General features: G+C 65.0%; 12 protein-coding genes and 2 tRNA genes. 9 read left to right on the top strand and 5 right to left on the bottom strand.

The genetic code is table 11. The features are described 5' to 3' along the window. The first annotated feature begins 237 nt into the window (after window positions 1-237). The 5 genes from infC (at window position 238) to ACFFUC_RS00050 (ending at window position 5,042) form a co-directional block, all read left to right on the top strand. Window positions 238-777: a translation initiation factor IF-3 gene (infC, locus tag ACFFUC_RS00070; RefSeq protein ID WP_377683577.1), complete on the top strand. Its 540-nt coding sequence runs from the start codon at window positions 238-240 to the stop codon at window positions 775-777. A gap of 32 nt (window positions 778-809) precedes the next feature. Further along, entirely contained in the window at window positions 810-1,268 is a 459-nt protein-coding gene (gene dut / locus ACFFUC_RS00065) for a dUTP diphosphatase (protein WP_377683575.1), read from the top strand. Window positions 1,269-1,279: 11 nt separating this feature from the next. Continuing rightward, window positions 1,280-2,401 carry a HesA/MoeB/ThiF family protein gene (locus ACFFUC_RS00060; RefSeq protein ID WP_377682378.1) on the top strand — a complete coding sequence of 374 codons (1,122 nt, stop codon included), beginning with the start codon at window positions 1,280-1,282 and terminating at the stop codon, window positions 2,399-2,401. A gap of 96 nt (window positions 2,402-2,497) precedes the next feature. Then, the gene (locus ACFFUC_RS00055; protein WP_377682376.1) at window positions 2,498-4,549 is read left to right on the top strand and encodes a M3 family metallopeptidase; all 2,052 of its coding nucleotides are present in this window, start codon (window positions 2,498-2,500) and stop codon (window positions 4,547-4,549) included. Between the two features lie 64 nt (window positions 4,550-4,613). Next, window positions 4,614-5,042 carry a hypothetical protein gene (locus ACFFUC_RS00050; RefSeq protein ID WP_377682374.1) on the top strand — a complete coding sequence of 143 codons (429 nt, stop codon included), beginning with the start codon at window positions 4,614-4,616 and terminating at the stop codon, window positions 5,040-5,042. Window positions 5,043-5,189: 147 nt separating this feature from the next. Here the strand turns inward: ACFFUC_RS00050 and ACFFUC_RS00045 are convergent, their stop codons facing one another. Beyond that, window positions 5,190-5,819 (bottom strand): SH3 domain-containing protein, encoded by a 630-nt coding sequence (locus ACFFUC_RS00045; protein WP_377682372.1) that lies wholly within the window; start codon window positions 5,817-5,819, stop codon window positions 5,190-5,192. A 92-nt stretch (window positions 5,820-5,911) separates the two neighbouring features. On the opposite strand from ACFFUC_RS00045, the gene ACFFUC_RS00040 reads away from it, so the two are divergent. Continuing rightward, on the top strand, window positions 5,912-6,922 hold the full coding sequence (locus ACFFUC_RS00040; protein WP_377682369.1) for a 2-hydroxyacid dehydrogenase: 1,011 nt from the start codon (window positions 5,912-5,914) through the stop codon (window positions 6,920-6,922). A 131-nt stretch (window positions 6,923-7,053) separates the two neighbouring features. Here ACFFUC_RS00040 and ACFFUC_RS00035 read toward each other — a convergent pair. Together ACFFUC_RS00035 and ACFFUC_RS00030 are read right to left on the bottom strand one after the other, a co-directional pair. Further along, window positions 7,054-7,128 (bottom strand) — tRNA-Gly (locus tag ACFFUC_RS00035). Window positions 7,129-7,257: 129 nt separating this feature from the next. Then, window positions 7,258-7,332, bottom strand: a tRNA-Gly gene (locus tag ACFFUC_RS00030). Between the two features lie 228 nt (window positions 7,333-7,560). Between ACFFUC_RS00030 and ACFFUC_RS00025 the strand changes: the two genes are divergently transcribed. After that, a complete protein-coding gene (locus ACFFUC_RS00025; protein ID WP_377682367.1) occupies window positions 7,561-8,181 on the top strand; it encodes a DUF5671 domain-containing protein in 621 nt (206 codons plus the stop codon). After that, a complete protein-coding gene (locus ACFFUC_RS00020; protein WP_377682365.1) occupies window positions 8,174-8,647 on the top strand; it encodes a hypothetical protein in 474 nt (157 codons plus the stop codon). The genes ACFFUC_RS00025 and ACFFUC_RS00020 overlap by 8 nt, the downstream gene beginning before the upstream one ends. 67 nt (window positions 8,648-8,714) lie before the next feature. Here ACFFUC_RS00020 and ACFFUC_RS00015 read toward each other — a convergent pair whose 3' ends face one another. Both ACFFUC_RS00015 and ACFFUC_RS00010 read right to left on the bottom strand, forming a co-directional pair. Then, on the bottom strand, window positions 8,715-12,149 hold the full coding sequence (locus tag ACFFUC_RS00015) for a pyruvate carboxylase (protein ID WP_377682363.1): 3,435 nt from the start codon (window positions 12,147-12,149) through the stop codon (window positions 8,715-8,717). Between the two features lie 102 nt (window positions 12,150-12,251). Next, window positions 12,252-12,710: a nucleoside deaminase gene (locus ACFFUC_RS00010; RefSeq protein WP_377682361.1), complete on the bottom strand. Its 459-nt coding sequence runs from the start codon at window positions 12,708-12,710 to the stop codon at window positions 12,252-12,254. Window positions 12,711-12,819: 109 nt separating this feature from the next. On the opposite strand from ACFFUC_RS00010, the gene ACFFUC_RS00005 reads away from it, so the two are divergent. Continuing rightward, the coding region (locus tag ACFFUC_RS00005; RefSeq protein WP_377682358.1) for a pseudouridine synthase at window positions 12,820-14,381 on the top strand (1,562 nt) is incomplete at its 3' end.

Genomic DNA, 14,381 nt, shown 5'->3' with positions numbered 1-14,381 from the left:
GGCCGCGCGGGCCCTCGCGGTGTACCCGTCGCGCTCCGTCCGGCCCCCGTTTGTCCACCCTTGGCCCCTTGTGCGACCCGCGGGAGATCGCGCCGGCGGCTTTGCTGCGACTGCGGCGCGCAGGCCCTTGTGGCTGCGGCCCCGACAATCCCCCGAGGCGGACGAAACAGGTTGAAAGGCCGCGCCTTCATGGCTATCTAAAGCCCACAGATTCCCAACAATTGAAGGAAGACTACCATAGCTCGCAGACCGCATAACGCACCGCCCGTCCGTGACACTGGCCCGCGCGTCAATGATCGTATCCGTGTCGCTGAAATTCGCCTGATCGGCGCGGAAGGTGAGAACATCGGGGTCGTGACCCCGGCCAAAGGGATCGAGCTGGCTCAGGCCGTCGGGCTCGATCTGGTCGAGATCTCGCCCAATGCCGTTCCGCCGGTCTGCAAGATCATGGACCTCGGCAAGTTCAAATATGAACAGCAAAAACGCGAAGCCGAGGCGCGCAAGAAGCAGAAGGTCATCGAGGTCAAGGAGATCAAGTTCCGTCCGGGAACCGATACCCACGACTACGAAGTCAAAATGCGCAGCGTGATGAAATTCCTGGGCGAAGGCGACAAGGTGAAAATCACCTTGCGCTTCCGTGGCCGCGAAATGGCGCACCAGCAGCTGGGCCTCGAATTGCTGCACCGCGTTGCAGCCGAGGTCGGCGAGGCCGGCAAGGTCGAGTCGATGCCCAAGCTCGAAGGCCGCCAGATGGTGATGATGATCGCGCCCAAATAAGGGCGTGATCTTAACGATAAGGAAGGCGCATGATGCCGGATATTCGGATTTTGGTCATGCGCGACGAAGGGGCGGATCCCGCCCTTCCGCTTCCCGACTATCAGACGGCCGGTGCGGCCGGCGCCGATTTGCGCGCCGACCTCGCCGGTCGCGATCTGACCCTCGAGCCGGGCGATGTGAAGCTGGTGCCGACGGGTCTTCGGGTCGAAATCCCCCATGGATTCGAGATGCAGGTGCGGCCACGTTCGGGCCTCGCGCTCAAATATGGCGTGACGGTGGCCAATGCGCCCGGCACGGTCGACAGCGATTATCGCGGGCCTTTGGGCGTCATTTTGGTCAATCTCGGCCGCGAACCCTTCGTGATCGCCCATGGCGAGCGGATCGCGCAGGCCGTGATCGCGCCGGTGGTTCAGGCCCGCTATGTCATGGCCGAGACCCTCTCGGAGAGTGATCGCGCCTCGGGCGGCTTCGGCTCGACCGGCCGGTCCTGACGGGAGGGGCGATGTTCGTCCTTCTCCTGATCCTCGTCATTCTGCTCAGCTGGCGCTTTGCCCGCATTCCGGGCCGCTATACGGCGGCAATGGTGCTGGGCGTCTGGATCGCCTCGATGCCGGTCCTCGCGCTTTGGCCGCAATCGGCGCTGGCGCGTCTGATTGGCGGAGGGCCGCAGCAATGGGCGCTGGCGGGCGGCTTCGTGTTGTTGGTGATCGGCTACCGCAAGGTGATCGGCTATCTCAAGCGCAATGCCGTTGCCGCGCGCAATGGGGCGACCGAAGGCGCGATGCCGGTTGCCGTCGAAGCGGCTGCCCCGCTTGCGCCGCCCGTCATCGGAGCGGACGGCAAGCCTGCGCCGATGTCAGATGCCGAGCTCGACCGCTATGCCCGCCATATCGTTTTGCGCGAGGTCGGCGGCGCGGGGCAAAACCGTCTGCGCGGCGCGAAGGTGCTGGTCGTGGGCGCGGGTGCGCTTGGTTCGCCGGTCGCGCTTTATCTGGCGGCGGCGGGGGTCGGGCGGATGACGCTGGCCGATGACGATGTCGTCAGCCTCTCTAACCTGCAACGTCAGGTGATCTTCCACAGCAGCGATAACGGCCGCGCCAAGGTCGAGGCCGCGGCCGAGGCCATCGCCGCGCTCAACCCCCATGTCGGGGTCACCGCGCTGGCCCGCCGCATCACCGCCGATGACGCAGAGCTTGTTGCGGGCTTCGATCTGGTGCTGGACGGCACCGACAGTTTCGCCTCGCGCTTTGCGGTCAATCGGGCCTGTGTCGCGGCGGGCGTGCCGCTGGTCGCGGGCTCGATCGCGCAATGGGAGGGCCAGTTGACCATCTGGGACCCCGCCCGCAACGCGCCCTGCCTCGCCTGCCTGTTCCCCGAGCCGCCCGCCCAAGGGCTTGCACCGTCATGCGCCGAGGCGGGGGTGGTGGGCGCGCTTCCGGGGGTCGTCGGCTCGATGATGGCGCTCGAGGCGATCAAGCTCCTGACCCGTGCCGGCGCGCCTTTGCGGGGGCGGATGCTCATTTTCGACGGGCTTTGGGGCGAAAGCCGCGTGATCTCGATGCGCAGGCGCGAAGGCTGCGCGATCTGCGGCGGCATCCATCCGGCAAGCCCTTCGGCGCAATGATCGGGCGGCGGCCTTGTCAAAGGGCGGCTGCGGGTTAAATCCTTGATCATACGGGTGGCGCGGTTGCGCCGCCGCCGTCACGCAAGGAGATCCGCGATGAATCCCGAAATCACGCATTGGTCCGGTCCGCATGGCCTGCCGCGCTTCGACCTGATCCGCGACGAGGATTTCCCCCCCGCATTCGATCACTGTCTGGCCGAGGCCGCCGCCGCTGTCGAGGCGATCGCCGCCAATCCCGAGCCCGCGACTTTCGCCAATACGGTCGCCGCCCTCGAAAGCGCCGAAGACAGCCTGAACCGTCTGGCCTCTGTTTTCTACAATCTCACCGGCGTCGATTCGAACCCCTCGCGCGAGAAGATCCAGCGCGAAGTCGCGCCGCGTCTGGCGGCTCACGGCTCGAAAACCGGCATGGACCCGCGTCTTTTCGCCCGTGTCGAGACCGTGGCTGCGACGGCCGACAGCCTCGCCCCCGAAGACCGCCGCCTGACCGAACTGACCCTGCGCGGCCTGCGTCGCGCCGGTGCCGCGCTGGACGGCGCGGCCCGCGAGCGCATGGCCGCGATCCGCGAACGTCTGGCTGTCCTGACGACGGAATTCTCGCAAAACGTGCTGACGGATGAACGCGACTACGTCCAGCAGATCCCCGACGACCGTCTGGCCGGTCTGCCGGACTGGTTGGTCCGCGCCATGCGTGCCGCCGCCAAAGAGCGCGGGTTCGACGGCCAGATCGTGACGCTGAACCGCTCGCTGATCGTGCCATTCCTCGAATATAGCGAAGACCGTGCCCTGCGCGAGATTGCCTTTCGGGCATGGACCGCACGCGGTTCGGGGCAGGGGGCGGGAGGCGAGGCCACCGACAACCTGCCGGTCATCACCGAGATCCTCGCCCTGCGCCACGAGCGCGCGCAGCTTTTGGGCTATGCCGATTTCGCGGCGTATAAACTCGAGCCCGAAATGGCGCGCAATGCCGCCACGGTCGAAGAGTTGCTGATGCAGGTCTGGGAACCCGCCGTCGCCCGCGCCCATCTTGACGCCGAGGCCTTCACCCGCGCGCTCCATGCCGATGGCGTCAATGGCGCGCTCGAACCTTGGGACTGGCGTTTCTACGCCGAGCGCCGCCGCCGCGCCGAACATGATATCGACGAGGCCGAGGTCAAACCCTACCTGACGCTGGATGCGATGATCGGCGCGGTCTTCGACACGGCAAACCGGCTGTTCGGCCTTGAAATGCGTGAATTCGAGGCTCCGCTCTGGGCGCCCGAGGCCCGCGCTTGGGAGGTCACGCGCGGCGGCAAGCTGATGGCGATCTTCGTGGGCGATTTCTTCGCGCGGCCCTCGAAACGCTCGGGGGCGTGGTGCTCGTCCTTGCAGCAGCAGGACAAGATCGGCGCGGGCCAGCGCGCGATCGTCACGAATATCTGCAACTTTACCCCGCCCGAGACCGCAGGCGCGCCCGCCTATCTGTCTTGGGACGACGCGCATACGCTGTTTCACGAATTCGGCCATGCCCTGCACCATATCCTGTCGGATGTGACATGGCCCTCGATGTCGGGCACCTCGGTTGCGCGCGACTTCGTGGAGCTGCCGAGCCAGCTTTACGAACATTGGCTCGAACAGCCCGAAGTGCTCGACCGTCATGCCCGTCATGCCGAAACCGGCGCGCCGCTGCCTGCCGATCTGCGTGACCGCATCATCGCTGCGGGCAATGCCGATCAGGGTTTCGCCACGACCGAATATCTCGAAAGCGCGCTGGTCGATATCGCCTTCCACCAAGGCAGCCCGAGCGCCGATCCGATGGCCAAACAGGCAGAGGTGCTCGACCGTCTCGGCGCGCCCGCCGCGATCCCGATGCGCCATGCGACGCCGCATTTCAGCCATGTCTTCTCGGGAGACGGCTATTCCTCGGGCTATTACAGCTACATGTGGTCCGAAGTCATGGATGCCGACGCTTTCGAGGCCTTCCGCGAGACCGGCGATGTTTTCGACCCCGCAACCGCGGCACGGCTTGAGGAATGGATCCTGTCCAAGGGCGATTCCCGACCGGCCGACGAACTTTGGCTGAAATTCAGGGAACGAAAACCGGGGGTTCACGCTTTGTTGAATGGACGTGGCCTTCTGGCTGCAGAGTCCGCAACGCCGCGCGACTGAACTCTGACCGGCTTATGACCGGCAAAGGCATTGGCCGCGCGCTGACAGATGGGAGACGTCGAAGATGATGACCAAGACACTCGCCCTGCCACTCGCGGCCATTGCTTTGGCCGGATTTGTTGCCGCCTGCGAGAAAACCGCCCCACCCGTGCCCGACCAGACACCGGGTCCGGTTGCCGCCTCGAATGCGCTCAACGGCAGCTACAACCTGCGTGCGAGCGATTGCGGCAATGAGCAAAGCGCGACCCGAATGGTGATCGACGGCAACCGCTTCCTCGTGGCCGGCTCGACCTGTACGGTCGTCGATTCCAACGTGCAGGTGAACCGTACCGAGGTCACGCTGTCCTGCGAGGGTGGCGAATTGAACGGCAACCGCGTCCTCTACCTGCAATCGCGCCCCGATGTCTTGCGGGTCACGCGCGACCAGACGACGCTGACCTATTTCCAATGCGCCCGTGCAGCCGCCTCGAGCGATGTGACCGGCGGGGCGTGAGCACCAAAGACTGCGCCACGGGCGATGCCCGATGGATGAAAACAAGCCGCGCGCCCGACCCGAGGTCCGGCGCGCGTCGCTTTTCTATCGTCTCGTCGGGACAGACGGGCGGCGTCCTGCCCCCGTTTGGGCCCTTGAACGGCGCCGTTAGTCGCGGATCTCGTCGGGATCGACACCCCAAAGCGTGGTCTTGAGGACCCAGCCCTTCTCGCCCCCGCCCGAGATCCGGCACCAATCCTTGTTGCATTCATGCAGCCGCACGATCGCACCGGATTCGGCGCGGGCGACCACGCTGGAATTCTGGTCGGGACGCGACATCAGCTCCAGCATGTCCTGCTGGACGATCGCGGTGCGCACGCCCGAGAGCAGCGCGTAATGGACCCAGCCGCCCGCGCCGTCCTGATCGATCACGCGGCGCCAATGGCCAAATTCGGCGACCACGCGCAGGGGCATGCCGGGGTGGCGAAAGACCCAGTCGATACGGTGCGACAGGCTCGGCCCGCGCCGCGCATTGCCTTCGCCGCCCTTGAGGCTGACAAAGCGCGGCACAGGCAGATTGGTGACCGCGCCGCGATTGGGATCGCGCTCTTCGTTCTGGTGGCGGCTGATCTCGGCATCGGCCGAAACATTGGGGGCCGCGCCTTGCACCTCGGCCTGACCTTCGATGGCTTCGACGATCTGCGAGGGGGAGCCGGTCTGGGCATGGGCGGGAATCACGAAGGGAATCAGCGCAAGCGCCGGCAAAGCCCCTGCCAGCCATGCTTTAATTGGTCTCATATGCCAGTCCTGCCTTGTTCGAGGTCTTGTCACTGCCCCGCATCATGGGCAGTTTGCCAAAAGCGGACCGGCATTGGAAGACAGGAGCAGCGATGACCATGACATATGCGAACAATCCCTCTCGGACGCGCCTGAAGGTTTCGGTAACGCGCAAACTGCCCGAAGTCGTGGAAACCCGCATGTCGGAGCTGTTCGACGTGGTCCTGCGCGAGGATGACCGCCGCATGACCCGAGACGAGATCGTGGCCGCGATGCGCTCCAGCGACGTTCTGGTCCCGACCGTCACCGATACGATCGACGCATCGATGATGGCGCAGGCGGGCGAGCGGCTCAAGCTGATCGCGAATTACGGTGCGGGGATCGACCATATCGATGTCCATTCGGCGCGCCAGCGCGGCGTGCTGGTCACGAATACCCCGGGCGTGGTGACCGACGACACCGCCGATATGACGCTTGCGCTGATCCTTGCCGTGACGCGCCGCCTGCCCGAAGGCATGGCCGAGATGCAGGCCGGCCACTGGCAGGGCTGGGCGCCGACACTGCACCTTGGCGGCCGCGTTGGAGGCCGGCGTCTGGGCATTCTCGGCATGGGCCGCATCGGTCAGGCCGTGGCGCGGCGTGCCAATGCCTTCGGGATGCAGGTCCATTACCACAACCGCCGCCGCCTTCGCCCCGAAGTCGAGGCCGAGTTGCAGGCGACCTATTGGGAAAGCCTCGACCAGATGGTGAGCCGCATGGACATCATCTCGATCAACGCGCCGCATACGCCCTCGACCTTCCATCTGATGAACGCCCGCCGCCTCAAGCTGATGAAGCCTTCGGCGGTGATCGTGAACACCTCGCGCGGAGAGGTTATCGACGAGAATGCCCTGACGCGGATGCTGCGGGCGGGCGAGATCGCGGGGGCGGGGCTCGATGTCTTCGAGCATGGCCACGAGATCAACCCGCGCCTGCGTGAACTCCCCAATGTCGTCCTGCTGCCGCATATGGGCTCGGCCACGGTCGAGGGCCGCGCGGAAATGGGCGAGAAGGTCATCATCAACATCAAGACTTTCGCCGACGGCCACCGCCCGACCGATCTGGTCTTGCCGGGCCAATATTGACCGCAAAAGACGGGTATTTTCATGATGAAGAAAGCAAAGGCCCTTCTTCATCACGGAAATACCCGAATGCTGCCGTCGTCACAGGCGGCGCAAACAAAAAGGCCGGTCCCGAAGGACCGGCCTTTTTGTTTTGGAGCGGGCGATGAGATTCGAACTCACGACCCTAACCTTGGCAAGGTTATGCTCTACCCCTGAGCTACGCCCGCACTCCGTCCCGACAGCATCTCTGCCTCGGTGAGGGTGATTTATGGGATCGTGCCGGAAGTCGCAAGAGGGAATTTTCAAGAAATTTCCAAACAAAAAGGCCGGTCCCGAAGGACCGGCCTTTTTGTTTTTGGAGCGGGCGATGAGATTCGAACTCACGACCCTAACCTTGGCAAGGTTATGCTCTACCCCTGAGCTACGCCCGCACTCCGTCCCAGCAGTTCCCTGCCGGTGAGCGGTGATTTAGGTCAGGGCGCGGGGGGGTGCAAGGGGAAAATGCCGCCGATCGGCCGAAAGCGCGAAAAAACCGTGCTGCGATGCGGAAAGTTTCGGAAAAACGCGGGGTTGGCGCGGCTGCGCGAGTTGAAACCCGCGCGCTTTCGCGGTCTGATTGACGCTATCGCGGCCGGATGGCCGATCGCAGGGGGAGAATCATGCGCGCCAGTGATCACTTGAGCGACTTTGTCCGCGAGGCTTTGCTTCGGGGGCGCGATCCCGAAGCGATCCGCGCCGCTTTGGCCGAGGCGGGCTGGAGCGAGAACGAGACCCGCGATGCGATGGCGGGCTGGCTTTACATGCCGGACCTTCCGCCTATCCCGCGTCCCCGTCCCTATGTCTCGGCGCGCGAGGCGCTGCTTTACGGGCTGCTGTTCCTTTCGCTTGGCGCCATTGCCTGGCATGTGGGTTCGATGGGGTTTGATCTGATCGACCGTCTTTTGCCGCGGAACGGCATCACGCCGGGTTACGGCAGCGATAGCGGCATGCGCTGGTCGGCAGCGGCGCTTTTGACTTTCGGGCCGCTGTTTTACTTTCTCAATGCGCGGGCCGCCAAGGCAACGCGGGGCGATCCCGGGTTGAGGCGCTCTTTGGTGCGCAAATGGTTCGCTTCGGTGACGCTGCTGATAGCGGCACTGGTGCTGCTCGGGGATCTGGTGCTCGCGATCTATACGATGCTCGACGGCTCCCTGAGCGTGAACTACCTGAGCAAAGCCCTGCTGGTGGCGGCGCTCGGTGTCTTGGTCAGCCTTTATTATCGGGACGAGATCGATGCGTGACGGCAAGAAAGCGGCCAGCTGGGCGATTTTGGGATTGGCTGCGGTGATGGTGGCGGCCGCGCTTTGGGTTGCGGGCGGGCCGCTGACCGCGCGAGCGCAGAACCGCGACTTCGTGCGGATGTCGGATCTCAGAAGCCTGTGGTGGCATGCCAATTGTCAGGGCGTGGCCAATGGCAACAACCTGCCCGAAACCCCTTCGGCACAGGCCGGTTGCGGCGAGCTGCCGCGTATGGCGGATCCCGCCACCGGCGAGGCCTACCGCTACGAGCGTCTCGGGCCGCAATCGTTGCGCCTTTGCGCCAAGCTCGAGCTCCCGACCGAGCGCCAGCGTGACGCCGCCAACCCCGCTGTCGCGGTCGAGGGGCAGCCCGGCTGTTTCGATTTCGCGATGAACATTCCGGCCCCGCCACCCTCTGCCGCGGAGGAGCAGAGCGTGCCCGCCGATCCCGGGCCTGCGGTCGAATAGGGTGGGCGCGCACCCCGTCACCAACAGGCCGGCAATGAAGAAGGGCGCCCGAGGGCGCCCTTTCGCATCATTCGATCTCGATCATCAGATCCTTGGCGTCGACCTGACTGCCCGCCGAGACATGCAGCGCTTTGACCACGCCGTCGCGGTCGGCATGGATGCCGGTTTCCATCTTCATCGCCTCGATGGTCAGCAGCAGGTCGCCGGTTTTGACCTTCTGGCCAAGCGCCGCCGTCACGCTGGCGATCACGCCGGGCATCGGTGCCCCGATATGGGCGGGATTGGCAGGGTCGGCCTTGGGGCGCGCCTTGGTCTGGGCCTTGATGGCGCGGTTCGGGACGCGGATCACGCGCGGCTGGCCGTTCAGCTCGAAAAACACCTTCACATCGCCGTTTTCGTCGGTCTCTCCGATGGTCTGGAACAGGATCTCGAGGTTTTTGCCCGGATCGATTTCGGCGGTGATCGCCTCGCCCGGCTCCATCCCGTAGAAGAACGTATGCGTCGGCAGGGCGCGCACGGGGCCGTAGCTGCGCCGCCGCCCCATATAGTCGAGCAAGACCTTGGGATACATCAGATAGGCATTCAGATGCTCGTCGTCGATCTCCATCCCGTCGAGTTCCTGCGACAGTTTCGCGCGAACCGCTTCCAGATCGACCGGCGCCATCGAGGCGCCAGGCCGTGTGGTCAGCGCGGGCTCGCCCTTGAGGATCTTGGCCTGCAGGGCCACGGGCCATCCCCCCGGAGGTTGCCCGAGATTGCCCTTCATCATGTCGACAACCGAATCGGGGAAGGCGACATCGGTCGCGGGATCTTCGACCTGCGTGCGGTTCAGCCCTTGGGCCACCATCATCAGCGCCATATCGCCCACGACCTTGGAGGAGGGCGTCACCTTCACGATATCGCCGAACATCTGGTTCACATCGGCATAGGTCTGGGCGATCTCGCCCCAGCGCTCTTCGAGCCCCATCGAGCGCGCCTGCGCCTTGAGGTTGGTGAACTGGCCGCCGGGCATTTCATGCAGATAGACCTCGGAGGCGGGGGCCTGAATGCCCGATTCGAAGGCGGCATATTGCTCGCGCACCGCCTCCCAGTAGTTGGAGATCGCGCGGACCGCGCCGATATCAAGGCCGGTGTCGCGGTCGGAGTTGCGCAAGGCCTCGACAATCGACCCCAGCGCGGGCTGCGAGGTGCCGCCCGAGAAGGCATCCATCGCCGAATCGACGGCGTCGACGCCCGCTTCGGCCGCGGCAAGGATCGAGGCCCCCGCGATGCCGCTGGTGTCATGGGTGTGGAAATGGACGGGCAGGCCGACCTCTTCCTTCAGCGCGCGCACCAGAACCCGCGCGGCTCCCGGTTTCAGCAGACCGGCCATATCCTTGAGGCCGAGGACATGGGCGCCTGCATCGCGCAGCTGTTTACCCATATCGACATAGTATTTCAGGTCGTATTTCGCCCGCGCCGGATCGAGGATGTCGCCGGTATAGCAGACGGTGCCTTCGCAGATCTTGCCGGTCTCGATCACCGCATCCATCGCGACGCGCATGTTTTCGACCCAGTTGAGGCTGTCGAAAACGCGGAAGATGTCGATGCCGGACCCCGCCGCCTGACGCACGAAGCTTTGCACGACATTGTCGGGGTAGTTGGTATAGCCGACCCCGTTCGAGGCGCGCAAAAGCATCTGGGTCATCAGGTTTGGCATGCGCTCGCGCAGATCGCGCAGGCGCTGCCACGGGCTTTCCTGCAAGAAGCGGTAGGCCACATCAAAGGTCGCGCCGCCCCAGCATTCGACCGAGAACAGATCGGGCAGGTTGGCCGCATAGCTCGGCGCGACCTTGATCATGTCGAGCGAGCGCATCCGCGTCGCCAGCAGCGACTGGTGGCCGTCGCGCATCGTGGTGTCGGTGATCAGCAGGCGCTTTTGCGCCAGCATCCAATCGGCCACGGCCTTCGCGCCCTGCCGTTCGAGCATCTGGCGCGTGCCGGATGCGGGCTCGACCTTGGGGGCCGGCGGCACGGGTTTGCGCGCATCGGCGGGCGGCTGGGCGCGGCCTGCCGTCTCGGGGTGACCGTTCACCGAAATATCCGCGATATAGATCAACAGCTTCGTCGCACGGTCGCGGCGCTTGCGGAAATGGAAGAGATCCTCGGTCGTATCGATGAATTTGGTCGTATAGCTGTCGTCGAGGAAGGTCGGGTGCTTCAGCAGGTTGATGACGAACTCGATATTCGTCGCCACCCCGCGCACACGGAATTCGCGCAAGGCGCGGTCCATCCGCGCGATCGCCTTTTCCGGCGTCTGGGCATGGGCCGTGACCTTGACCAGCAGCGAATCGTAATAGCGCGTGATCACGCCGCCCGAATAGGCGGTGCCGCCGTCCAGACGGATGCCGTTGCCGGTGGCCGAGCGATAGGCGGTGATGCGGCCGTAATCGGGGATGAAATTGTTCAGCGGATCTTCGGTCGTCACGCGGCATTGCAGCGCATGGCCCTGAAGCTGGACGCCCGCCTGATCGGCAATGCCGGTGGCATCGGCCAGGGTCGCGCCCTCGGCGATCTGGATCTGGGATTGGACGATGTCGATGCCGGTGACCTCTTCGGTCACGGTATGCTCGACCTGAACGCGCGGGTTCACCTCGATGAAATAGAAGCGCTGGCTGTCCATATCCATCAGGAATTCGACCGTGCCGGCATTCTGGTAGCCGACCGCGCGCCCGATCTTGAGCGCAAGCTCGCAGACTTCGGTGCGTTGGGCATCGGTCAGATAGGGGGCGGGGGCGCGCTCGACGACCTTCTGGTTGCGGCGCTGGACGGTGCAGTCACGCTCGAACAGGTGGTAAAGGCCGCCGTGGCTGTCGCCCAGAAGCTGGACCTCGACGTGGCGGGCCCGCAGGATCATCTTTTCCAGATAGCCCTCGCCATTGCCGAAGGCGGCCTCGGCTTCGCGACGGCCCTCGCGGACTTTCTCGACCAGCTCGGATTCGGCGTTGATCGGACGCATGCCGCGCCCGCCGCCGCCCCAGCTGGCCTTCAGCATCAGGGGGTAGCCGACTTCGGCGGCCTCGCGCTTGATCGCGTCGAAGTCGTCGCCCAGCACATCGGTCGCGGGAATGACCGGAACACCCGCCTTGATCGCGACCTGTCGCGCGCTGGCCTTGTCGCCGAGTGCGCGCATCGTATCGGCCGAAGGACCGATGAAGGTGATTCCCGCCTGAACGCAGGCATCGACGAATTCGGGGTTTTCCGACAGGAGCCCGTAGCCCGGATGGATCGCATCCGCGCCCGATTCCTTCGCGACGCGAATGATTTCGGGGATGCTCAGATAGGCCGCGACCGGACCCAGCCCTTCGCCGATTCGGTAGGCTTCGTCGGCCTTGAAGCGGTGCAGGCCCAGCTTGTCCTCTTCGGCATAGACCGCGACGGTCTTCTTCCCGAGCTCGTTCGCCGCACGCATGACGCGAATGGCGATTTCTCCACGGTTGGCGACAAGGATTTTCCTGAACACGCGCGTTCTCCCCTAAGGCTGAGTGCGGGTATCTTTTATCATGCTGCGATGCAGCGCAAGCGCGGCGAAAGGTGGACGCGAAATTTTCTTAGCAGAAATGTGTCAGCGGCGTTGCGAAAAGAAGCTTTGAAGCAAGTCCTTGGATTCGCCCGACGAAATGCCGCCATAAACCGTAGGGACATGGTGGCATTGCGGGTGGGAGAAGACCCGCGCCCCATGTGCGACCCCGCCCATCCTTGCGTCATCGGCACCGTAGTAAAGCGTCGCGATCCGCGCGGCGGAGATGGCGGCGGCGCACATCGGGCAGGGCTCGAGCGTGACCCAAAGCGTGGCGCCGGGCAGCCGTTCCGAGCCCAAAGCCGCGCAGGCGGTCCTGATCGCGAGGATCTCGGCATGGGCGGTCGGGTCGGAAAGCTCGCGGGTGCGGTTGCCCGCCCGCGCCAGTTCGCGCCCGTCCGGACCCAGCAAAACCGCGCCCACCGGCACTTCGCCTCGCGCGGCGGCGGCGCGGGCCTCGGCAAGGGCTGCGGGCATATGGCTGTGGAAGGGCGGCTGGGTCATAGCAGCTATTCACTCCGGATTCGCTTTTGGCGCAAGAACCGCTTTGCACTTTCGCGCGTTGGGTATAGAGCGACGACTTTGCCACCGCAGAGATGCGCAGGAGAGTGAAATGTCCCAAGAAAATACCACGCCGGAATCCGGCACGAATTCTGGTCCCGAAACCGAGGCGACCACCCCGGCCCAAACCGAGATCACCGCAGAAGTTGACGCGCAAGCCGTCCTTGATGCTGCCGAGGCAGAGGCCGACCAATCCGACGACATCGACGATGAGGAAGACGGCGATATCGACGTCGACGGCGATGATGACGACGATGATGACGACGACGATGATGACGCCGACGATGAAGACGACGACGAAGACGACGAAGACGAAGACGACGATGACGAGGATGCTCCCGTCGCGGCCCGCGGCAACGCCCCCGCCGCCGCGCCCGTAGAAGCCGCCGAAGCCCCCGAGGGCGAGCGGATCGCGAAAGTCATGGCCCGCGTCGGTGTCGCTTCGCGCCGCGAGGCCGAGCGCATGATCATCGAAGGCCGCGTCACCGTGAACGGCCGCAAGATCGAGAGCCCCGCGCTCGACGTTCTGCCCACCGACAAGATCAAGGTCGACGGCAAGCAGCTCGACGAGCCGCAGGAAACCCGCCTTTGGCTGTACTACAAGCCCAACGGTCTGGTGACTTCGGCTTCGGACGAAAAGGGCCGTCAGACGGTTTTCGACGCTTTGCCGCGCGATCTGCCGCGGGTGATGACGGTCGGCCGGCTCGACCTCAACTCCGAAGGCCTGCTGCTTTTGACCAATGACGGCGAGCTCAAGCGCCGGTTGGAACTGCCCGCGACCGGCTGGCTGCGCCGCTACCGCGTGCGCGTGAACGGCCAGCCCACCGATCTGACCTTTGATCCGCTGCGCCGCGGTCCGACCATCGATGGCGAAGATTTCAAGCCGATGGAGATCCGTCTCGACAGCCAGCAGGGCGCCAACGCCTGGCTGACCGTCGGCATCCGCGAGGGCCGCAACCGCGAGATACGTCGTGCGATGCAGCATGTCGGCCTGACCGTGAACCGCCTCATCCGCATCAGCTACGGCCCGTTCAAGCTGACCGGCATGGAGGAAAACGAGGTTCGCGAAGTCAAACGCCGCTCGTTGCGCGACCAGCTCGGCGGCCTACTGACCGGCGATGTCGAGGAACGTCCGCGCGAATTCCGCAGCCGTGGTGCCGATCGCGGCGAGAGCGGCGAAGGTCGCGACAGCCGTGACGGCCGCGAGAACCGTGGCGGCTTCTCGCGCTCCGAAGGCGGCGAGCGCCGCAGCTTTGGCGGGCGTCGCGAAGACGGCGACCGCAAGCCTTGGGCGAAGCGCGAGGACGGTGACCGTCCGAGCTTCAACCGTCGCGAAGATGGTGACCGCAAGCCCTACGCCCCGCGTGATGGCGAGCGCAAACCCTACGGTGCGCGTCAGGATGGCGACCGCAAGCCTTGGGCGAAGCGCGAAGACGGCGATCGTCCGAGCTTCAACCGCCGCGAAGATGGTGACCGCAAGCCCTACGCCCCTCGTGACGGCGAGCGTAAACCTTGGGCCCCGCGTGATGGCGGCGACCGCAAGCCTTGGGCGAAGCGCGAAGACGGCGACCGTCCGAGCTTCAACCGTCGCGAAGATGGTGACCGCAAGCCCTA

Origin of the sequence: Paracoccus cavernae, assembly GCF_042430175.1 — a bacterium.
Classification (GTDB): domain Bacteria; phylum Pseudomonadota; class Alphaproteobacteria; order Rhodobacterales; family Rhodobacteraceae; genus Paracoccus; species Paracoccus cavernae.
This window is presented reverse-complemented; position numbering and strand designations above follow the sequence as displayed.

What these genes read in the sequence shown, in the direction of transcription:
- ACFFUC_RS00045 (WP_377682372.1), bottom strand. Translation starts at nt 5,819, where the DNA reads ATGAGACCAATTAAAGCATGGCTGGCAGGGGCTTTGCCGGCGCTTGCG.
- ACFFUC_RS00060 (WP_377682378.1), top strand. Translation starts at nt 1,280, where the DNA reads ATGTTCGTCCTTCTCCTGATCCTCGTCATTCTGCTCAGCTGGCGCTTT.
- ACFFUC_RS00025 (WP_377682367.1), top strand. Translation starts at nt 7,561, where the DNA reads ATGCGCGCCAGTGATCACTTGAGCGACTTTGTCCGCGAGGCTTTGCTT.
- ACFFUC_RS00040 (WP_377682369.1), top strand. Translation starts at nt 5,912, where the DNA reads ATGACCATGACATATGCGAACAATCCCTCTCGGACGCGCCTGAAGGTT.
- ACFFUC_RS00055 (WP_377682376.1), top strand. Translation starts at nt 2,498, where the DNA reads ATGAATCCCGAAATCACGCATTGGTCCGGTCCGCATGGCCTGCCGCGC.
- ACFFUC_RS00050 (WP_377682374.1), top strand. Translation starts at nt 4,614, where the DNA reads ATGATGACCAAGACACTCGCCCTGCCACTCGCGGCCATTGCTTTGGCC.
- ACFFUC_RS00010 (WP_377682361.1), bottom strand. Translation starts at nt 12,710, where the DNA reads ATGACCCAGCCGCCCTTCCACAGCCATATGCCCGCAGCCCTTGCCGAG.
- ACFFUC_RS00020 (WP_377682365.1), top strand. Translation starts at nt 8,174, where the DNA reads ATGCGTGACGGCAAGAAAGCGGCCAGCTGGGCGATTTTGGGATTGGCT.
- dut (WP_377683575.1), top strand. Translation starts at nt 810, where the DNA reads ATGCCGGATATTCGGATTTTGGTCATGCGCGACGAAGGGGCGGATCCC.